The following is a 17,934-nucleotide window of genomic DNA, read 5'->3' as shown; positions in this document are numbered from 1 at the left end:
AACGAAAAACCCAGATCCGCCAGATCACACCAGTCACATGAGCGTGCACGACCCCTCCCAGCACCCCGGGCACGAGCCCGCACGGCACCGGCCGACCACCGCACGTCACCCCCGAACTCGCGGCGCACCAAGACCCACCGGGGCGCGCGCCAGTGGACCCGAGCTGGCGCGCCCACGGGGGCAGTGCCCCGGCGCCAGGGATGCCCACACGGCGGACATGACTGCCACCTCGGCGCCGGGCACCTGGAGGCAAGGGCCAGATTGCGCAGCTCTGGGCGTGACCATCATTGGGATGCGCCGCCCATGTCCGCCGCGTGGACACCGGCGGTGAGTGCCACCGGCAGCTGAGCCCGTGGCAGCACGCTGGCCTGGTGGCGCTAAGGCCGCCAGGCCAGCGCGCTCCCACGGGCCCGGCGAGCGCGCAACTGGAGGACACCACCCCCAAACCAACCGGAAGTCTCACCCCCGCAAAGCCCCACAGCGTCTCCGATGTCCTGAGACGTCACAACGCCGTGGCGCCGTACGTTCGAGCGCAAAGCGAGGAGTTCGTCGGCTGAGTTCCGCGCCCACCCGGCCGCCGTCGGGACGGTCGGCGCCAGGGCTCACGCCATCAGCGATACGAACCTCTTACCGGCCGCGGTCGCCCGGACACGGCACCCCTTTCCGTGCGAACATCCTCACGAGGCACGCACGCGCCGCTCCCATCGACGCGAGGCCCGCCCTGCCACCGTGAGAGAACGAAAGGCCACCGTCATGGTTGAGAAGCAGTCGATCCTGGGGCGTATCGCCCAGCTGACCCGAGCCAATGTCAACGCCCTCCTCGACCGCGCCGAGGACCCGGAGAAGATGCTCGACCAGCTCGTGCGCGACTACACCGCATCCATTGCCGAGGCCCGCGACGCCGTCGCCCAGACCATCGGCAACCTCCGCCTGGCCGAGAAGGACTACGAGTCCGACCTCAACGAGGCCAAGGACTGGGGCGCCAAGGCGCTCGCCGCCTCCACCAAGGCGGACCAGCTGCGCGCCGCGGGCGACGCCGCCGGTGCCGACAAGTGGGACTCCCTGGCCAAGGTCGCCCTGACCAAGCAGATCTCCGCTGAGAACGAGGCCAAGGCCTCCGAGCCGATCATCGCCTCACAGCGCCAGGTGGTCGACCAGCTCAAGACCGGTCTGCAGCAGATGGAGGCCAAGCTCTCCGACCTCAAGTCCAAGCGCGACACACTCGTCGCCCGGCAGAAGTCCGCCCAGGCCCAGGTCAAGGTCCAGGGAGCCATCCGCTCGATCAACGTCATGGACCCCACGAGCGAGCTCTCCCGCTACGAGGACCAGGTGCGTCGCATCGAGGCCCAGGCCGCGGGCCAGGCTGAGATCGCCAGCGACTCTCTTGAGGCCCAGTTCGCCGAGCTGGAGGCCTCCTCCGCGGTCTCGGAGGCCGAGCTGCGTCTGGCCGCCCTCAAGTCGGGTGGCGCCATCGAGGCGCCCGCTCCCGCGGCCCAGATCACCGACGGGCAGGTCGACGAGGCCTTCGCCTCCCTGAAGGACGAGGCCGAGGAGACGCAGGAGTCCTCCTACTGAGGTGACCTGCTGAGGGACCCGGCCGAGCACCACGGTCCCCAGCGCCACCGTGAGACACCTGTGACACCACAGTGACGGCGGCCGCGCATGAGGCGCGGCCGCCGTCGCGCGTCCGGGCGGCCGTCACGCGTGCCCGGTCCTCCGACGCACCGCGCCCGGGCCGCCGACGCACCGCGCCCGGCTAGCATGGGCGCATGACTGCGACCCCCACGTACCTGCTCGTTGACGGTGAGAACATCGACGCGACCCTGGGCATGAGCGTCCTTGGGCGCCGCCCCGAGCCGGAGGAGCGTCCCCGCTGGGACCGGGTCCTGTCCTTCTGCGACGACCTGTCCGACTCCACGGCCGGTGGCCAGGGACCGGACACGACCGCCCTGTTCTTCCTCAACGCCACCAGCGGCCACATGCCGATGGGTTTCGTCCAGGCCCTCATGGCGATGGACTACCGGCCGCTGCCCCTGGCCGGCTCCGGCAGCGCCGAGGAGAAGGTTGTCGACATCGGTATCCAGCGCACACTGGACGCGCTGACCGAGCGGGCCGAGTCCGGCCAGCTGGTGCAGGTGCTGCTGGGCTCTCACGACGGCGATTACGTACCCCAGATCGAGCGCCTACTGAGCGCGGGCGCCACCGTGGGGGTGCTGTGCTTCCGCGAGTTCCTCAGCACGCACCTGGCAGCCCTACAGGACCGGGGCCTGCAGGTCCACGACCTGGAGTACGACGTCGACGCCTTCAACTCGCCGCTGCCGCGCGTGCGCATCATCCCGCTGGCGGAGTTCGACCCCTTCGCCTTCATCTGAGCTGCGGCCCGCCGCCCTCCAATTCCGTTCAGCAAACACTCAGCCGAGGCGGGCACAGTGCCATCCATGGACCGAACCCAGGACTCACAGAAGCGAGAGGCACACCTGCTCGTCGTCGACGACGAGCCGAACATCCGAGACCTGCTTGCCTCGTCCCTGCGTTTCGCCGGCTTCGAGGTCTCCACGGCCGCGGACGGAAACGGTGCCCTGCGCGGCGTGGACGAGGGCGAGCCGGACCTCATCGTCCTCGACGTCATGCTGCCGGACATGGACGGCTTCACGGTGGCCCGTCGCCTGCGCGAGCGCGACATCATCACACCGATCCTCTTCCTCACCGCCCGCGACGACATGTCCGACAAGGTCCAGGGCCTGACCGTCGGCGGGGACGACTACGTCACCAAGCCCTTCGGCCTGGAGGAGGTCGTGGCCCGCATCCGGGCGATCCTGCGCCGCACTCGGGCGGTGTCCGAGGACGACGACGGCACCCTGCGGGTGGCGGACCTTGTCCTGGACGAGGACGCCCACGAGGTCCATCGCGCCGGCATCGAGGTGGACCTGTCCCCCACCGAGTTCAAGCTGCTGCGCTACCTCATGCTCAACCAGGGGCGCGTCGTGTCCAAGGCACAGATCCTCGACCACGTCTGGGAGTACGACTGGAACGGGGACGCCGCCATCGTTGAGTCGTACATCTCTTACCTGCGCCGCAAGGTGGACCAGGTCGAGACCGCCGACGGTGAGCAGGTCACCCCGCTCATCCAAACCCGCCGCGGCGTCGGCTACATGCTCCGTGAGCCCAAGGGCGAATGAGCACCGGCCGCGCGGAACGCGTCGGCCGACGACCAGCATGGCGTCCCTCGCGGCGGCGCGCGACCAGTGGGCCTGCAAGCCCCCGGACCGTCAGCACCGGCCGCTGAAGAAGGGCCGCTTCCACCCGGTGGTCAAGGTCAGCCGCCTGTGGCGCGCCCAGCCGCTGCGCTCACGCCTGGTCCTCATCACCACGGCCCTGCTCACCGTCGGCCTGCTCTCCGCCTCCCTGGCGATGACCTCGCTGCTCCAGACGCACCTGCTGAGCCAGGTCGACGATCAGCTGCGCACGACGGCGACGGCCATCGGCTCCCAGGGCGCGGCACAGATCCGCACGGGCAACGAGTCGCTCATGCCGTCGTCCTACTACGTCGAGGCCCAGTACCTCGACGGCGAGTCCGGCTTCATGATCAACCCCGACACGGCCCGCGAGTACGGCGTCCCCCAGGTCGGTGAGCTCAGCCTCGAAGAGGCCCTCGACCAGATCTCCACCCCCCGGCCCTACACGGTCGCCTCCGACCTCATCGGGCATCCCTGGCGGGTCATCTCCCTGCCGCTGCGGGACTCGCACACGGGCGAGTACCTGGGGGTCGTGGCCATCGCCCTGCCACTGACGGACCTGCTCGAGGCGGTGGAGCGCTCCCGCCTCGTCGTGGCGCTGACGGACGTGGCCATCATCCTCGTCGGCGCCGTCGCGGGAACCTACCTCGTCCACCGCTCCTTCGGGCCCCTGCGCCAGATCGAGGCGGTGGCCGGGCGCATCGCCTCGGGCGACCTGTCCGCCCGTGTGCCCCTGACGGAGCCGCGCGACACCGAGGTGGGCTCGCTCCAGCGCGCGCTCAACCAGATGCTCCAGCAGAACGAGCGGGCCTTCAGCGTCCAGGTGGTGGCCCAGGAGCGCATGACGCGCTTCGTCTCCGACGCCTCCCACGAGCTGCGCACGCCGCTGGCGGCGATCCGCGGCTACGGCGAGCTGTACCGCATGGGCGGCGTGCCGCCCGAGCGGCAGGCCGAGGTCATGGGCCGCATCGAGACAGAGGCCTCGCGCATGGGCCGTTTGGTGGAGGACCTACTGCAGCTCGCGCGCATGGACGAGGGCCGCAAGATGGTCTTCGAGCCGGTGGACCTCACCGGTGTGTGCGCGGGGGCGCTGGCGGACATGACCGTCCTGGCTCCCGAGAGGGACTGCACCCTCGTCAACCTGATCGACGACGGCGCCGAGCCGGGTCCCGTCGTCGTCACCGGTGACCGGGACCGCCTGAGCCAGGTGATGACGAACCTGCTGGGCAACGTCACCCGCCACACGCCGTCGGGCTCCCCGGTGGAGATCGCGGTGGGACCTGTGGGTGCCGACGGCGGCGGCCGCCTCGCCGTCGTCGAGGTGCGTGACCACGGGCCGGGGGTGCCGGCCGCGGAGGCGGAGAAGGTCTTCCAGCGCTTCTACCGTGCGGACACCTCCCGCAACCGGGAGACGGGTGGCTCGGGCCTGGGGCTGGCGATCGTGTCCGCGATCATCGCTCGGCACGGGGGCAGCGTGCGCATGCTCGAAACGCCGGGGGGTGGCGCGACCGTGCGCATCGAGATCCCCATGGCGGCGCCGGACTCACAGGGCTCGCCGGACTCACCGGGCAGCACGCCCGCGGCCGCCTGAGCCCAGGACGAGGGTCCCGGCGTAGGGCGGCCCGAGTGCCTGCGGTGTGACCTCGCTTGCCCTGAGGTGGTCTTTGGAACACCGGTAGAGTCTCTGCCAACCGTGTGGCGGTCCTACGATGGGGCGTCCTAGGTTCCGATCCGGAGGCTCTCTATGGGCGTCATCGACGCACCGCAATGGCTCCTGCCCGCCTACGTCCGCTCTGTACGGGCGTTGGGCTCGACTGCACCCGCCGAGCAGGTGCGCGAGGCAGGTGAGCGTCTCATCGAGATGTGGGCGAGCCCCGAGCGCCGTTTCCACAACCTCAAGCACGCCATCGACATGCTGGCGCGTGTCGACGAGCTCCAGGACGAGTCGCACAACCCGGACGTCATGCGTCTGGCCGCCTGGTACCACGGCTGCGTCTTCTCCTCGACCACGGAGCAGATCTACCGCCGCAACGGCGGGGAGGACGAGGAGGCCTCGGCGGCCTACGCCCGTGAGGACCTGACGGCCCTGGGCGTGCCCGAGCGGGTCACCGAGCGCGTGTGCGCGCTCATCATCAACCTCAAGCGTCACAACCTGGATCAGGGCGACATCGACGCCCTTGCGCTCAATGACGCGGACCTGGCCACGCTCGCCGCGGACCCGCAGGAGTACAAGCGCTATCGCGAGCTCGTGCGCCAGGAGTACGCCCACATTCCCGACCGCGACTACCTGCGCGCCCGCCTGGAGATCGTCTCGAGGCTCCTCGCGCGCGAGAACCTGTTCTGTTCTCCGCTCGGTCAACGCTGGGAGGTCGCCGCGCGCGAGAACCTCGAGGCGGAGCGCAAGCGCCTGGAGGACTGTCTGGCCGCTATGCCGGAGGGTGACGCCGCGCCCGCGGCCGACGTCGCTGACCGTTGTGAGTGCGCGGTCGTGCACGACGGCGAACCCTCCTCCGCCCAGTCTCCCGCTGCCGCTGCGCCGACGACGCCGGGCGGATCGGGTGCACCGGGTGGCCCCGTTGTGCCGGGCGGGTCCGCCGCGCCGACGACGCCGGCAGAGCCGGCCGACTCGGCTCAGTCGGCTCCCGCCGCCCCCACCTCTGCTGGCGGCCCGCAGAACGTGAGCACGCCGTCGACCACCCGCACAAGCCCACCTGCCGCGCGCCGCGCCGAGCCCGCACAGGGTGCACCGGAGGTCTCCCGGGTCATGGAGCACGCGACCTCGATGGAGTCCTGCATCGAGGACATCGACGCGATCCTGTCCTCCAAGCCGCAGGGCCAGAAGGCGCCGCCGGACCGTCAGGCCCAGGCCGAGTCCGAGCGCCAGAGGATGGCCGAGCGCCTGCGGCTCAAGGCCGAGGAGGCCAAGTCCCTGCGCGAGGCGCGCACGGGTGAGATCGCGCCGGTGATCGCTGAGATCGTCGACGACGGCGCCGACGAGCTCTGAGGCACCGGGCTCCGAGGCGCCGGGCTCCACAGGCCCCTCTCACGGCTGCCGCCCACCCAGTTGTCCACAGGTGGATGACCGGGGTCTCGCCGCCGGCGCGCCGTCTTCCTAGCGTGGTCCTGCGCCCATACCGGGCGCTTCCCCCAAGGACCCCCAGGAAGGACCCCGCCATGCCCGTCTTCGCCGTCGACACCCAGGCCGTCATCGACACGGCCGCACGTACCCGCGCACGCGTGACCACCATCCAGGAGGAGGTGGACGCCATGAGCGCAGACATCAGCCTGCTGCAGGAGTCCTGGACCGGTGGCGCGGCCACCTCGATGGCTGCCTGCGCCAGCGACTGGCACCTGACCCAGCTGCAGGTCCAGTCCAGCCTCGACGCTATCAGCCTGGCCCTGGACCAGTCGGCGACCTCCTACGACGAGGCGGAGAGCGCGAGCACCTCCCTGTTCACGACCACGCCGGCGCGCTGAGCCGACGGTGCCGCCCGCCACCCGGCGGCGCGTGCGGCACCCCGCGCCGAACGAAGGCGAGAAATGCGACCGGGCCGCCCCTGCAGCAGGGGCGGCCCGGATCATGGCCGTGCGAGGTCAGCCGTCTGATCGTGGGATCAGTACATGCCACCCATGTCGTCACCACCGCCGGCGGCCGGGGCGGCCGGGGGCTCGGGCTTGTCGGCCACGACAGCCTCGGTGGTGAGGAACAGGCCCGCGATGGAGGCGGCGTTCTGCAGGGCCGAGCGGGTCACCTTGACCGGGTCGGCGATGCCGGCGCCCAGGAGGTTGACGTAGTCACCGGTGGCGGCGTTGAGGCCCTCACCGACGGGCAGGTTGCGCACGCGGTCGACGACGACGCCGCCCTCGAAGCCGGCGTTGACGGCGATCTGCTTGAGCGGGGCCTCGACGGCCACGCGGACGATGGTGGCGCCGGTGGCCTCGTCACCCTCGAGCTCGAGGGAGTCGAGGACCTTGGCGGCCTGGATGAGGGCGACGCCACCACCGGCGATGATGCCCTCCTCGACGGCGGCCTTGGCATTGCGCACGGCGTCCTCGATGCGGTGCTTGCGCTCCTTGAGCTCGACCTCGGTGGCGGCACCGGACTTGAGAACGGCGACACCACCGGCGAGCTTGGCCAGGCGCTCGGAGAGCTTCTCCTTGTCGTACTCGGAGTCGGAGTTCTCGATCTCGCCGCGGATCTGGGAGACGCGGGCCTCGATGGCGTCCTTGTCCCCAGCGCCCTCGACGATGGTGGTCTCGTCCTTGGTGACGACGACCTTGCGGGCCTGGCCCAGGTCCTCGAGGGTGGCGTTCTCAAGCTTGAGGCCGACGGTCTCGGAGATGACGGTACCGCCGGTGAGGATCGCCATGTCCTGCAGCATCGCCTTGCGGCGGTCGCCGAAGCCGGGGGCCTTGACGGCGACCGACTTGAAGGTGCCGCGGATGCGGTTGACGACGAGGGTGGCCAGAGCCTCGGCCTCGACGTCCTCAGCGACGATGACCAGCGGCTTGCCGGACTGCATGACCTTCTCCAGCAGGGGCAGCAGATCCTTGACGTTGGAGATCTTGGACTCGACGAGCAGGATGTAGGTGTCCTCGAGGACGGCCTCCTGGCGGTCGGCGTCAGTGACGAAGTAGGGGGAGATGAAGCCCTTGTCGAAGCGCATGCCCTCGGTGACCTCGAGCTCGAGGCCGAAGGTGTTGGACTCCTCGACAGTGATGACGCCGTCGTGGCCGACCTTCTCCAGGGCCTCGGCGATGAAGGAGCCGATCTGCTCGTCGGCGGCGGAGATCGAGGCGGTGGCGGCGATCTCCTCCTTGGTCTCGACGTCCTTGGCGTCCTCGAGCAGGCGCTCGACGATCTTGGAGACGGCCTTGTCGATGCCGCGGCGCACGGCGATGGGGTTGGCGCCGGCGGCCACGTTGCGCAGACCCTCACGGACGAGTGCCTGGGCGAGGACGGTCGCGGTGGTGGTGCCGTCACCGGCGACGTCGTCAGTCTTCTTGGCGACCTCCTTGACCAGCTCGGCGCCGATCTTCTCATAGGGGTCTTCCAGCTCGATCTCCTTGGCGATGGTCACACCGTCGTTGGTGATCGTGGGGGCGCCCCACTTCTTGTCGAGGACGACGTTGCGGCCCTTGGGGCCGAGGGTGACCTTGACGGTGTCGGCGAGAACGTTGAGTCCCCGCTCCATTCCGCGGCGGGCCTCCTCGTCGAAGGCGATGATCTTGGCCATGTGGTGATTCCTCCACTGGGGTTGGGTGACCGGCCGGTGCCCGCGACGGACGAGTCGGCGCTCCGCGTTCCTGTCCCGCGGGGCGCCGGCCCTCACCTGCTGGTCTGGTTGCCTCACTGGGGCCGCGTCGTCGCCAGAACGGGTCCGGCTGTCACTCGACAGCCCCGAGTGCTAACCGCAACTCTGGCACTCTCGCCCCTTGAGTGCAAGACGCTCAGATCCGGGTCGGCTGGCGGCGAACTGAGCGCACCGCCGTCGCCACCGGCCTCACCCGACGAAGTCGGGGCGCAGGACCAGGACGATCGGGTTGGACACCGCCATCGTCGAGTCCTCGACGACCCTCGTGATGCCCAGGGCCTCAGCGACCGCCCGAGCGGTGGCGGCGTGCTCCGGGGCGGAGTAGAAGACGGTCGTCTCCGACGGCTCCTCCTGCTCGTAGGAGCCGGGGGAGACCGTGACCGCGGTGTAGCCGGCGTTGGAGAGCCGGTCCGAGGTCCGGGCGGCCAGCCCGTTGGTGGACGTGCCGTTGTGGACCGTGACGCCCGTCGTCAGATCCGCCGAGGCGGGCGGCTCGGTGGTCGCAGCCGGCGCGGGCGCGGCCGGGGCCTGGGTCTCGGCAGGAGCCTCGGTCTCGTCGGCGGCCGGCTCCGACTCCTCCGACGTGGCGGTCTGCCGGGCAGCCTCAGTCTCGGCAGAACCCGTCGCCGCGCTGGGCGGCGAGGACCGGGAGCCGAGCAGCGCCACCGCGCCCCAGGCCAGCAGGGGCACGACGACGATGACCACCAGCAGCGGCAGCCAGCCGCGCCAGGTCGGCACAGGGGCGCGGTGGACTCCGACGGGCACGGGCCCGTCGTCGCTTTGGACGTCGAACTCGTCCTCGGGGTACGTGTACTGGCTCACGCGGCGAGAATAGCCGTAGCAGGGCGGATTGGGCCGTGCGGCGCGGCGAAGACTCTGGCTACGCTCGGTGCGTGAGCGACGCCAAGCCCCTGTCCGAGCTGATCGACCCGTCCTGGGCGGCGGCACTGGCCCCTGTCGAGGCCACGATCCATGAGATCGGCGCGCGCCTGCGCCAGGAGATTGCGGCCGGGCGCGGCTACCTGCCCGCGGGCACCGACGTCCTGCGGGCCTTCACCTACCCGATGGATGAGGTCAAGGTCCTCATCGTCGGGCAGGACCCGTACCCGACGCCGGGCCACCCGATGGGGTTGAGCTTCTCCGTGCAGCCGGGGGTCCAGCCCCCGCGGAGCCTGGTCAACATCTACACCGAGCTGGTCTCGGACCTGGGTGTCGAGCGTCCGACGACGGGTGACCTCACGCCGTGGTCGCGCCAGGGGGTCATGCTCCTCAACCGCGTGCTCACGGTGCGTCCGGGGGACCCGGCCTCGCACCGCGGGTGGGGCTGGGAGACGGTGACCCAGCGCGCCATCGAGGCGCTGGTTGAGCGAGGAGGGCCACTGGTGGCGATCCTGTGGGGACGTCCGGCGCAGTCGCTGACGCCTCTGCTGGGGATGACGCCGATCATCGCCTCGCCCCACCCGTCACCACTGAGCGCGTCGCGGGGGTTCTTCGGGTCGCGTCCCTTCAGCCGGGCGAACGAGATGCTGGTGGCGCAGGGGGCGGCCCCCGTGGACTGGCGTCTGCCCTGAGGGGCCGACGGTGAGACGGCCGTGCGCAGACACGCCCGAGCACCTATGGTGAGGCCAGCCTTACCTGACCGAAGGAGTGGGACCGTGAGCAGCCCCTGGGAGATCTACGACGCCCTCATTGACGACCTCCCGGACGACGTGACGGTCACCGCCTCGCACCGCGACCCGCGGTGGACGCGCGTGTTCTCCACCGCCTCTCCGCTCACGGGCGCCGCCCCGGGCATGGGCACGGCGTGGACCATGCAGGTCTCCTCCCGCCCGGCCCTCTCAGGCGACACACCCCCACAGGGCCGTCCCCTGCGCGACGTGGCCGCGCTCGTGCGCAGCTGGAACCTGGAGGAGGCCTCCCTGGGTCTCGCCGCCCTCAACTCCTGGTACTCGCGTCCCGAGACCGCCGCCTTCCACGGCTTCACGCCCACCGGCCCGGGCCTGACCTGGGGGCAGGTCTTCGACCCCTACCGTGACCTCGTGGACGGGCTGACGGTGGCGATCGTCGGCCACTTCCCCTTCGCCCGCGCCGCCCTGCCGACGGCGGCCGAGGTGCAGATCCTCGAGCGGAGCCTGCGCCCGGACGACTACCCGGACACCGCCTGCGAGTACCTGCTGCCCGAGGCGGACTACGTCTTCATCTCCTCCTCGTCGCTGGTCAACAAGACCGCACCGAGGCTCGTGGCGCTGGCGGCCGACGGCGGCGCGCACGTGGTCATGGTGGGCCCGTCCACGCCCATGCACCCCTTGTGGCTCGAGATGGGCGTGGAGACGGTGACGGGCTGGGTCCCGGACGCCGGGATCAGCCCCGACCGGCCGCTGTCCCTGCCTGCCGACGGCAGTATCGGGGCGGGTACCCGCATGCACCTGGGGCTCACCCCGGGCCAGCAGCACCCGGCACTCTGACAGAGCCGCCTATCGGGCTCGAACCGATGACCTGCTGTTGACGAGACGGCCGCTCCGCGCGACGATAATCCGCACGATACCAACGATTCATGCTCCCGAGATGGGGGCTGGTGCAGCCATCTCGCGCAAGAACGGATCATCCCCGCTCCAGCGGCGGGCGGTGATGTTGAGTGCGGTCATTTCTTGCTCCCCTCGATCGCGTTCAGGGCCTTGCGGACCAGGCCGGGCGAGACCTCACGGGTTCGGGTGCAGGCCCGCCTGGATGCAGTCCAGCTCGCGGTTGACCGTGTGGGGCTGGCGCCGGCACCGCAGGCCATGATCCTCTCCCGCCCCGCGTTTGGTCGGCCATTAGGTCGGCCATCTCCAGTCCACTCCAGAGTAGTCCTGGCTACTACGGGGCGCCGCAGGAATGGCGGTTTCCTACGGAAATCTTGGAGCCGCGTATCGGACTCGAACCGATGACCTGCTGTTTACAAGACAGCTGCTCTACCAACTGAGCTAACGCGGCGTTGCGGGACAGCCTACAGGCGCACACCGTGACGGATCCGCCCGGGCTGCCCCGGCGTCGGGCTCAGCCCGCGACCCCGCCCGCGCGGATGAGGTCGGTCAGGCCCGTGGGAGTGCCGATGCTGTTCAGGTCCGTCCTCTGCCCGGCGACAAGGACCGTGGGGGTCGCGTTGACGCCGTAGTTCTTGAGGGTCTGGTCCCCGAGGGCGGTCCAGGCGGCGTAGCGGTTCTCCTTGATGGCCGCGTCGAACCCGGCGGACACCTCCGCCGAGACACCGGCCTCGGTGGCGGCGGCGACGATGTTGGCGACCGTCGCCATCGACTGGTCCTTGGTGTCGAAGATCCGGGCGAAGAGGGTCATGAGGGCGGCGTGGAAGGCGAAGGAGGCCTCGGGCTGCTCGTCGAGCACCACGCCCATGGCGTTCATCGCCATGTCCGTCCAGCTGCTCCGGAGGAGCTTGCTGGGCCGCAGCACCACCGTGACGTCCCCACTCTCCACGAGGCTGGTGATCTCGTCGTGGTGAAGGTTCTCGAAGTAGGCGCAGAAGTGGCAGGAGTAGTCGAAGAAGATCTCGACGATGGTGGCGCCCGACGCGATGGACCCGGGCTCAAGGGAGCCCCCGTAGGTCCAGGAGGCGTCGGACAGGACGGGGCCGGGCACTCCGGAGGTGTTCGCCTTGGCGCTGACGATGGTGCCGCCACTCAGGTGGGGACGGTTGCGGGACTGGACGTACATGGTGCCGCCGACTCCGGCGACACCGACGACTGCGGCACCGATGAGAGCGCGGCGGGTCAGGCGGGCGCGCTTGTCCCTGCGCTCCTGCTCCTCGCGCATGGCCTTGGCCTTGGCGCGTGCAGCCTCACGGCGCTGAGCCTTGGTGGTCCTGTCGTTCGACGCCATGGGTCTCCTCGCTCTCGACCGGTCGCACTGTCGCTGGCCATTGTGCCTGTCGGCCCCTGGGAGCGCAGCCACGGGCGGTGAGTCATCCCTCACGGCCCACCGGGCGGAACCGCTCAGAGCCACTCGAAGCCGCTCAAAGCCGCTCAGGGGGTCAGCGGCGCCAGGGTCGTCGGGGGCATGGCGCCCAGGGCGAACAGCCCCACCACGCCCAGCGCCGCCGACAGCAGCACCATGACGAGGATGAGGCGAGGAGAGGCGGAGTGGGTGAAGGTCTCGATGAGCCTGCGCCCGCCCCGGCGCGTGGGCAACCCCCACGGCACGAACCAGGCCACCGCCAGGAACACGGCCACGAGCGCGGCACTGAAGGCGCCCGCGCGGTGGTACTCACTCAGTCCCTGCACCACCCCGGGCAGCGCGGTGAGGTCCAGTCCGACGACGGCGCCCCCGACGGCGAGGAGGACCGCCACGATTCCCCCCACGAGGACGGCGGCTGCGGAGGCCGCAACCGAGCGCAGGAGGTACACCGGGGACAGGGCGACCATGCGGGCCGTGTCCCCGCGTCCAGCGCGACCGGCCTCCAGGCGCCCGACGCGCCGGGCGTCGTCGGCCCTGCCGACCGTGCCCGCCACGACGATGAGCACCGCGGCGACGAGGACGGACCACGTGGGCACCCACACCCCCAGGACGGCCAGCAGCAGGGCGATGGAGGCCACCACCAGGCGGTGCGGGCGCGGCTCACGCGCCCACCCGGGCAGGACGAACGCCTTCTCGCCTCGCCGATCCTGCTCGGGCAGCTCAACGGACCGGGACTGCGCGTAGGCGCGCGGGTCCGGGACCACGGCGGCGCGCGCACCGGTCGGGGCGGAGAGGTACCCGTAGCTTCTCGACGACGCCGGCCCAGTGACGGGAACGGGGCGGGATCCCGGGCTCATCGCACTCACGGGATTCACAGGACTCACCCCGGCCGCCGACGCGACCGACGTCGAGCCGTACGGCGACGCAGCACCGTACGCGGCGGAGCCGTAGGACGAGCCGTAGGAGGAGGTCGTGGCACTGTCCCCGAGCGCCCGCGCGAGGGCCGCCTCACCGCTTCCACCGTCGGCAACCTCATCCAGCACAGTGAGCAGGTCATCCATGCTCAGGCGATCGCCCTCTTCGGGGGCCAGGGCGGCGGCGAAGGCGCGGGAGAGGGCGGGGCAGGCCGTCTCCAGGCCGCCGAGCTCGGGAGTCCCGCCGTACACGCGACGGAAGACGGCCTGCCACGGGCCCGACCCGAAGGGGGCGCGGCCGGTGACGGCGAAGAGGAGGACGCCGGCACAGGCGTACCAGTCGACGCCGGGGCTGGGCTCGCCGCCGTCGAGCATCTCCGGCGGGATGAAGCCGGGGGTGCCGGTGACCTGGCCGGTCTGGGTGAGGCGGACGTCGTCGGCGACCTGGGCGATACCGAAGTCGATGAGGACGGGGCCCTGCGCACCCAGCATGACGTTGGAGGGCTTGAGGTCGCGGTGTATGACCCCGGCGGCGTGGACGGCCTTGAGGGCGTCGACGAGTCCGTGGGCGAGGTCGGCCAGGTCTCGGGCGTCCTCGCTGAGGTCGTAGGCGCCCTCGTGGTCCACCTCGTGCTGGAGGGTGGGGCCGTCGACGAGCTCGGTGATGACGAAGGTGACGCCTGTGCCGTCAGCACCGTCACCGGTCTCGATGTCGAGGATACGGGCCACGCGCGCGTCACGCACGCGTGCCAGCACGGAGGCCTCACGGTCCAGGCGGCGGCGGGCCATGGGGTCCGCGGCGATCTGGGGGTGGAGGATCTTCATGGCGACGTGGAGGCCATCGCCGTCGGAGACCTCCCACACGACTCCCATGCCCCCGGCACCGAGCCGACGGACGAGCCGGTAGCCGCCCACTTCCGCCCCGGCGCGCAGGCCGGAGAGGGAGGTGGGGGTGGTCGCCCGCACGTCCGGGATCTCTGTCATGGACGCCACCTTACCGGGCTGCCGCTCGTCACCCCCGTTGTGACCGGAGTCACTCGCGGCTGCTGGAAGTCAGACAAATACTCAGTGGTCCGACGGGCACCTCACATGACAGGATGTGACCGCGCCCGGCACCTGGCTGGACGCATGTGTCAGTGCGGACACGCATCGGCACCTTTCACGACGGATCGTCCGGCACGTACCTGCCGGTGAAGGGATTGCTTCTTATGGCAACGGTGACCTTTGACCACGCCACCCGTATCTACCCGGGCAACGACCGCCCCTCGGTGGACCAGCTGAACCTGGAGATCGCCGACGGCGAGTTCCTCGTCCTCGTGGGCCCCTCCGGCTGCGGTAAGTCCACCTCCCTGCGCATGCTCGCCGGCCTGGAGGACGTCAACTCCGGCCGCATCCTCATCGGTGACAAGGACGTCACGGACGTCCAGCCGAAGGACCGCGACATCGCCATGGTCTTCCAGAACTACGCCCTCTACCCCCACATGTCCGTCGCGGACAACATGGGCTTCGCACTCAAGATCGCCGGCACCCCCAAGGCCGAGATCGAGCAGCGCGTCAAGGAGGCCGCCAAGATCCTGGGCCTGACCGAGTACCTCGACCGCAAGCCGAAGGCCCTGTCCGGTGGTCAGCGTCAGCGTGTGGCCATGGGCCGCGCCATCGTGCGTAAGCCGAAGGTCTTCCTCATGGACGAGCCGCTGTCCAACCTGGACGCCAAGCTCCGTGTCCAGACCCGCACCCAGATCGCCTCCCTCCAGCGCTCGCTGGGCGTCACCACGGTCTACGTCACCCACGACCAGACCGAGGCTCTGACGATGGGTGACCGCATCGCGGTCCTCAAGGACGGCCTCCTGCAGCAGGTCGGCACCCCGCGCGAGATGTACGACAAGCCCGCCAACGAGTTCGTCGCCGGCTTCATCGGCTCCCCCGCCATGAACCTCGGTCGCTTCAAGATCGAGGGCGAGGACGCGGTCCTGGGCTCTGCTCGTGTCCGCCTGTCGCGCACCACCCTCGACGCCATCAAGCCCGAGGACAACGGCAAGATCGTCATCGGTTTCCGTCCCGAGTCGCTCGACGTCATCGCCGCCGAGGACGATCTGTCCATCCCGGTGCGCCTGTCCTTCGTCGAGGAGCTCGGCTCCGACGCCTACATTTACGGCGAGCTGGTCGGCGCTGAGAGTGCTGACGAGAAGCTCGGCTCCGGTGAGGACTCCTCGCAGATCATCGTCCGCGTGCCCCCGCGTACCGCCCCGAACCCGGGCGAGACCGTGCACGTGCGCATCCGCCCCGGCCAAGAGCACCTGTTCTCCGCCTCCACCGGGGAGCGCCTGCCGGCCTGACGGCACCCGTCAACACCACGACGAGCCCCGTCCCTCCCCGAGGGACGGGGCTCGCCCCATCTGCGCCTGACTCGCCTGCGCAACCCACCACCTGAAAGAATGTGGTTATGCCCCAGTCCATGCAGATCACCGCAGCGACCATCGACCCCTCGCTGCTCGACCTGCCGTGGGAGACCCCGCTCAAGCAGTGGCCTGCTGAGGTCCTGGCGGCACTGCCCCGGGGTTTGTCCCGGCACATCGTCCGCTTCGCCAACCTCTCCGAGCGCCTCATCGCCGTCAAGGAGATCGGCGAGTCCGTCGCCCACCGCGAGTACGCGCTCCTGCGCGATCTCGGGCGCCTGGGTGCGCCCTGCGTGGTGCCCACCGCCGTCGTCACCGGACGCACCGACCTCAACGGCGAAGCGCTCAACTCCGCCCTTGTCACCGAGCACCTGTCCTACTCCCTGCCCTACCGCGCCCTGTTCAGCCAGTACATGCGCCCAGAGACCGCCTCGCGTCTCATTGACGCCCTCGCGGTGCTCCTCGTGCGCCTGCACCTGATCGGCTTCTACTGGGGCGACGTCTCACTGTCCAACACGCTCTTCCGCCGCGACGCCGGGGCCTTCGCCGCCTACCTTGTTGACGCCGAGACCGGTGAGCTCTACCCGGAGGGCCTGACCGAGGGCAAGCGTCTGTACGACATCGATATCGCGCGCACCAACATCATCGGTGAGCTCATGGATCTCCAGGCGGGGGCGCTGCTCGAGCCCAGTGTGGACACGATTGAGGTGGGCGACCGGATCGTCAGCCGCTACACCGAGCTGTGGAGCGTCCTGACCGGCGAGGTGACCTTCCCGATGGACGAGCGCTGGCGCGTGCGCCAGCGCATCGAGCACCTCAACGAACTCGGCTTCGACGTCGGCGAGCTGTCCATGAAGACGACGGCCGACGGCGGTGCCACCACGATCTCCATCCAGCCCAAGGTGGTCGACGCCGGCCACTACCACCGCCAGGTCATGCGCCTGACGGGCTTGGACGTCGAGGAGCGCCAGGGCCAGCGCATGCTCAACGACCTCGAGGCCTACCGCGTCTACCGGGGCCTTCAGGACCAGCCCATCGAGCTTGTCGCCCACACGTGGCTCGCCGAGGTTTTCGAGCCCACCATCCAGGCCGTCCCCGTCGAGTTGCGCCGCAAGCTCGAGTCCGCCGAGATCTTCCATGAGGTCCTGGAGCACCGCTGGTACATGTCCGAGCAGGCCCAGCGGGCGGTGAGCACCAAGGAGGCCCTTGCGGACTACGTCGCGACCGTCCTGCCGCAGCACCGGGATGAGCAGGCCTACCTGTCGCTGGGTGACACCCAGGAGATGACCGCGATCTTCGACGACGATGAGGCGCCGGAGCCCGAGGACGACGCCGAGTTCGCCGCCCGCGACGAGGAGACCGCCGCCGCCTACAGCCTCAACCCCTTCGGCTTCACCGCCGGGATGAAGTTCAAGGGCGAGTAGGGGCGGCGCCGCCCTGCCGACGTCGCACGCGCCGGCCCGGCCCGCGTGAGAACACACCCTCGACGAGGCCCCGGGCAATCTGGAGTGCTGGGTGTTGTTCGGACTGTGTGATGTTGGTGTGTCAGGCCGCTTGTCGCGCCCCAGCAACCGCTTGTCCCGCTCGGCACCCGTCCGCGACCTCACCCGCGCTTGACTGGATGCGGGGAACAAGCCCTACTCCTTCCCCGCCGTCACACCAGAGGCCCCCGTGAAGATCAACATCCACATCGACCCCAGCGTCGAGGAGACGCGGGTGGACGTGCGCGCCCCCACCCTGGACGCGGAGGTCAGACGCATCGAGTCGGCGCTGACCCGCCTGGGCGAGCCCCAGCGCCTGACCGGCACCGACGGCGAGCGCACCGTCCTGCTGGACCCCGCTCGCATCCTGAGGCTCTTCACCCGCGATAAGCGGGTCTACGCGCATGACGCCGCGGGCACCTGGCGCATCCAGCCACGCCTGCACGAGGTCGAGCACCGCCTTCAATCCGACAGCTTCATCCGCATCAACCAGGGCGAGATCATCAACCTCGCCCACGTGGCCTTCATGGACCTGTCCGGCACCGGGACGATCGCCGTTCAGCTGCGCGACGGCACCCGTTGCTTCGTCTCGCGACGCTCCATCCCGCGTTTCAAGGCTGCGCTCGGGCTCTAGCCCCGCTCCA

Annotated in this window: 15 protein-coding genes and 1 tRNA gene; 11 read left to right on the top strand and 5 right to left on the bottom strand. The window is 70.2% G+C overall.

All coding sequences use genetic code 11. The annotated features are described in order from the left end of the window. The first annotated feature begins 753 nt into the window (after positions 1 to 753). The 6 genes from ID810_RS01120 to ID810_RS01095 all read left to right on the top strand — a co-directional run bounded on the left by ID810_RS01120 (position 754) and on the right by ID810_RS01095 (position 6,713). On the top strand, positions 754 to 1,575 hold the full coding sequence (locus ID810_RS01120) for a PspA/IM30 family protein (protein WP_166857124.1): 822 nt from the start codon (positions 754 to 756) through the stop codon (positions 1,573 to 1,575). Positions 1,576 to 1,769: 194 nt separating this feature from the next. Next, positions 1,770 to 2,372 carry an NYN domain-containing protein gene (locus ID810_RS01115; protein WP_166857122.1) on the top strand — a complete coding sequence of 201 codons (603 nt, stop codon included), beginning with the start codon at positions 1,770 to 1,772 and terminating at the stop codon, positions 2,370 to 2,372. Between the two features lie 66 nt (positions 2,373 to 2,438). Beyond that, the gene (locus ID810_RS01110; RefSeq protein ID WP_166857120.1) at positions 2,439 to 3,179 is read left to right on the top strand and encodes a response regulator transcription factor; all 741 of its coding nucleotides are present in this window, start codon (positions 2,439 to 2,441) and stop codon (positions 3,177 to 3,179) included. Between the two features lie 37 nt (positions 3,180 to 3,216). Then, positions 3,217 to 4,827 carry a sensor histidine kinase gene (locus ID810_RS01105; protein ID WP_166857118.1) on the top strand — a complete coding sequence of 537 codons (1,611 nt, stop codon included), beginning with the start codon at positions 3,217 to 3,219 and terminating at the stop codon, positions 4,825 to 4,827. A 153-nt stretch (positions 4,828 to 4,980) separates the two neighbouring features. Further along, on the top strand, positions 4,981 to 6,240 hold the full coding sequence (locus tag ID810_RS01100) for a hypothetical protein (protein ID WP_166857116.1): 1,260 nt from the start codon (positions 4,981 to 4,983) through the stop codon (positions 6,238 to 6,240). A 170-nt stretch (positions 6,241 to 6,410) separates the two neighbouring features. Beyond that, entirely contained in the window at positions 6,411 to 6,713 is a 303-nt protein-coding gene (locus tag ID810_RS01095) for a WXG100 family type VII secretion target (RefSeq protein WP_166857114.1), read from the top strand. A gap of 137 nt (positions 6,714 to 6,850) precedes the next feature. Here ID810_RS01095 and groL read toward each other — a convergent pair whose 3' ends face one another. Beyond that, complete coding sequence (groL, locus tag ID810_RS01090) at positions 6,851 to 8,473, bottom strand: chaperonin GroEL (protein ID WP_166857111.1); 1,623 nt, start codon at positions 8,471 to 8,473, stop codon at positions 6,851 to 6,853. Between the two features lie 267 nt (positions 8,474 to 8,740). After that, positions 8,741 to 9,373 (bottom strand): LytR C-terminal domain-containing protein, encoded by a 633-nt coding sequence (locus ID810_RS01085; protein WP_166857109.1) that lies wholly within the window; start codon positions 9,371 to 9,373, stop codon positions 8,741 to 8,743. Positions 9,374 to 9,444: 71 nt separating this feature from the next. Between ID810_RS01085 and ID810_RS01080 the strand changes: the two genes are divergently transcribed. Both ID810_RS01080 and ID810_RS01075 read left to right on the top strand, forming a co-directional pair. Then, positions 9,445 to 10,122: a uracil-DNA glycosylase gene (locus ID810_RS01080; RefSeq protein ID WP_166857107.1), complete on the top strand. Its 678-nt coding sequence runs from the start codon at positions 9,445 to 9,447 to the stop codon at positions 10,120 to 10,122. Positions 10,123 to 10,206: 84 nt separating this feature from the next. Further along, entirely contained in the window at positions 10,207 to 11,016 is an 810-nt protein-coding gene (locus tag ID810_RS01075; RefSeq protein ID WP_166857105.1) for a Rossmann-like domain-containing protein, read from the top strand. Positions 11,017 to 11,448: 432 nt separating this feature from the next. Here ID810_RS01075 and ID810_RS01070 read toward each other — a convergent pair. The 3 genes from ID810_RS01070 to ID810_RS01060 all read right to left on the bottom strand — a co-directional run bounded on the left by ID810_RS01070 (position 11,449) and on the right by ID810_RS01060 (position 14,397). Next, positions 11,449 to 11,524: transfer RNA gene (locus ID810_RS01070), tRNA-Thr, on the bottom strand. A gap of 63 nt (positions 11,525 to 11,587) precedes the next feature. Beyond that, positions 11,588 to 12,424, bottom strand: a complete 837-nt coding sequence (locus ID810_RS01065) for a DsbA family protein (RefSeq protein ID WP_166857103.1) — start codon at positions 12,422 to 12,424, stop codon at positions 11,588 to 11,590. Between the two features lie 143 nt (positions 12,425 to 12,567). Continuing rightward, positions 12,568 to 14,397, bottom strand: a complete 1,830-nt coding sequence (locus ID810_RS01060) for a serine/threonine-protein kinase (protein WP_166857101.1) — start codon at positions 14,395 to 14,397, stop codon at positions 12,568 to 12,570. 224 nt (positions 14,398 to 14,621) lie between these two features. Here ID810_RS01060 and ID810_RS01055 point away from each other — a divergent pair, with 224 nt between their 5' ends. From ID810_RS01055 to ID810_RS01045, 3 genes are all read left to right on the top strand, one after another. After that, on the top strand, positions 14,622 to 15,749 hold the full coding sequence (locus ID810_RS01055) for an ABC transporter ATP-binding protein (RefSeq protein ID WP_166857099.1): 1,128 nt from the start codon (positions 14,622 to 14,624) through the stop codon (positions 15,747 to 15,749). 107 nt (positions 15,750 to 15,856) lie between these two features. Continuing rightward, on the top strand, positions 15,857 to 17,233 hold the full coding sequence (locus tag ID810_RS01050) for a DUF4032 domain-containing protein (protein WP_166857097.1): 1,377 nt from the start codon (positions 15,857 to 15,859) through the stop codon (positions 17,231 to 17,233). 247 nt (positions 17,234 to 17,480) lie between these two features. Further along, complete coding sequence (locus tag ID810_RS01045) at positions 17,481 to 17,924, top strand: LytTR family DNA-binding domain-containing protein (RefSeq protein WP_166857096.1); 444 nt, start codon at positions 17,481 to 17,483, stop codon at positions 17,922 to 17,924. The last annotated feature ends 10 nt before the right edge of the window (positions 17,925 to 17,934 follow it).

The sequence above is a fragment of the Actinomyces respiraculi genome (genome assembly GCF_014595995.2).
GTDB classification, from domain to species: domain Bacteria; phylum Actinomycetota; class Actinomycetes; order Actinomycetales; family Actinomycetaceae; genus Actinomyces; species Actinomyces respiraculi.
The sequence above is the reverse complement of the archived record's forward strand: the minus strand, read 5'-3'. Positions and strand labels throughout refer to the sequence as shown.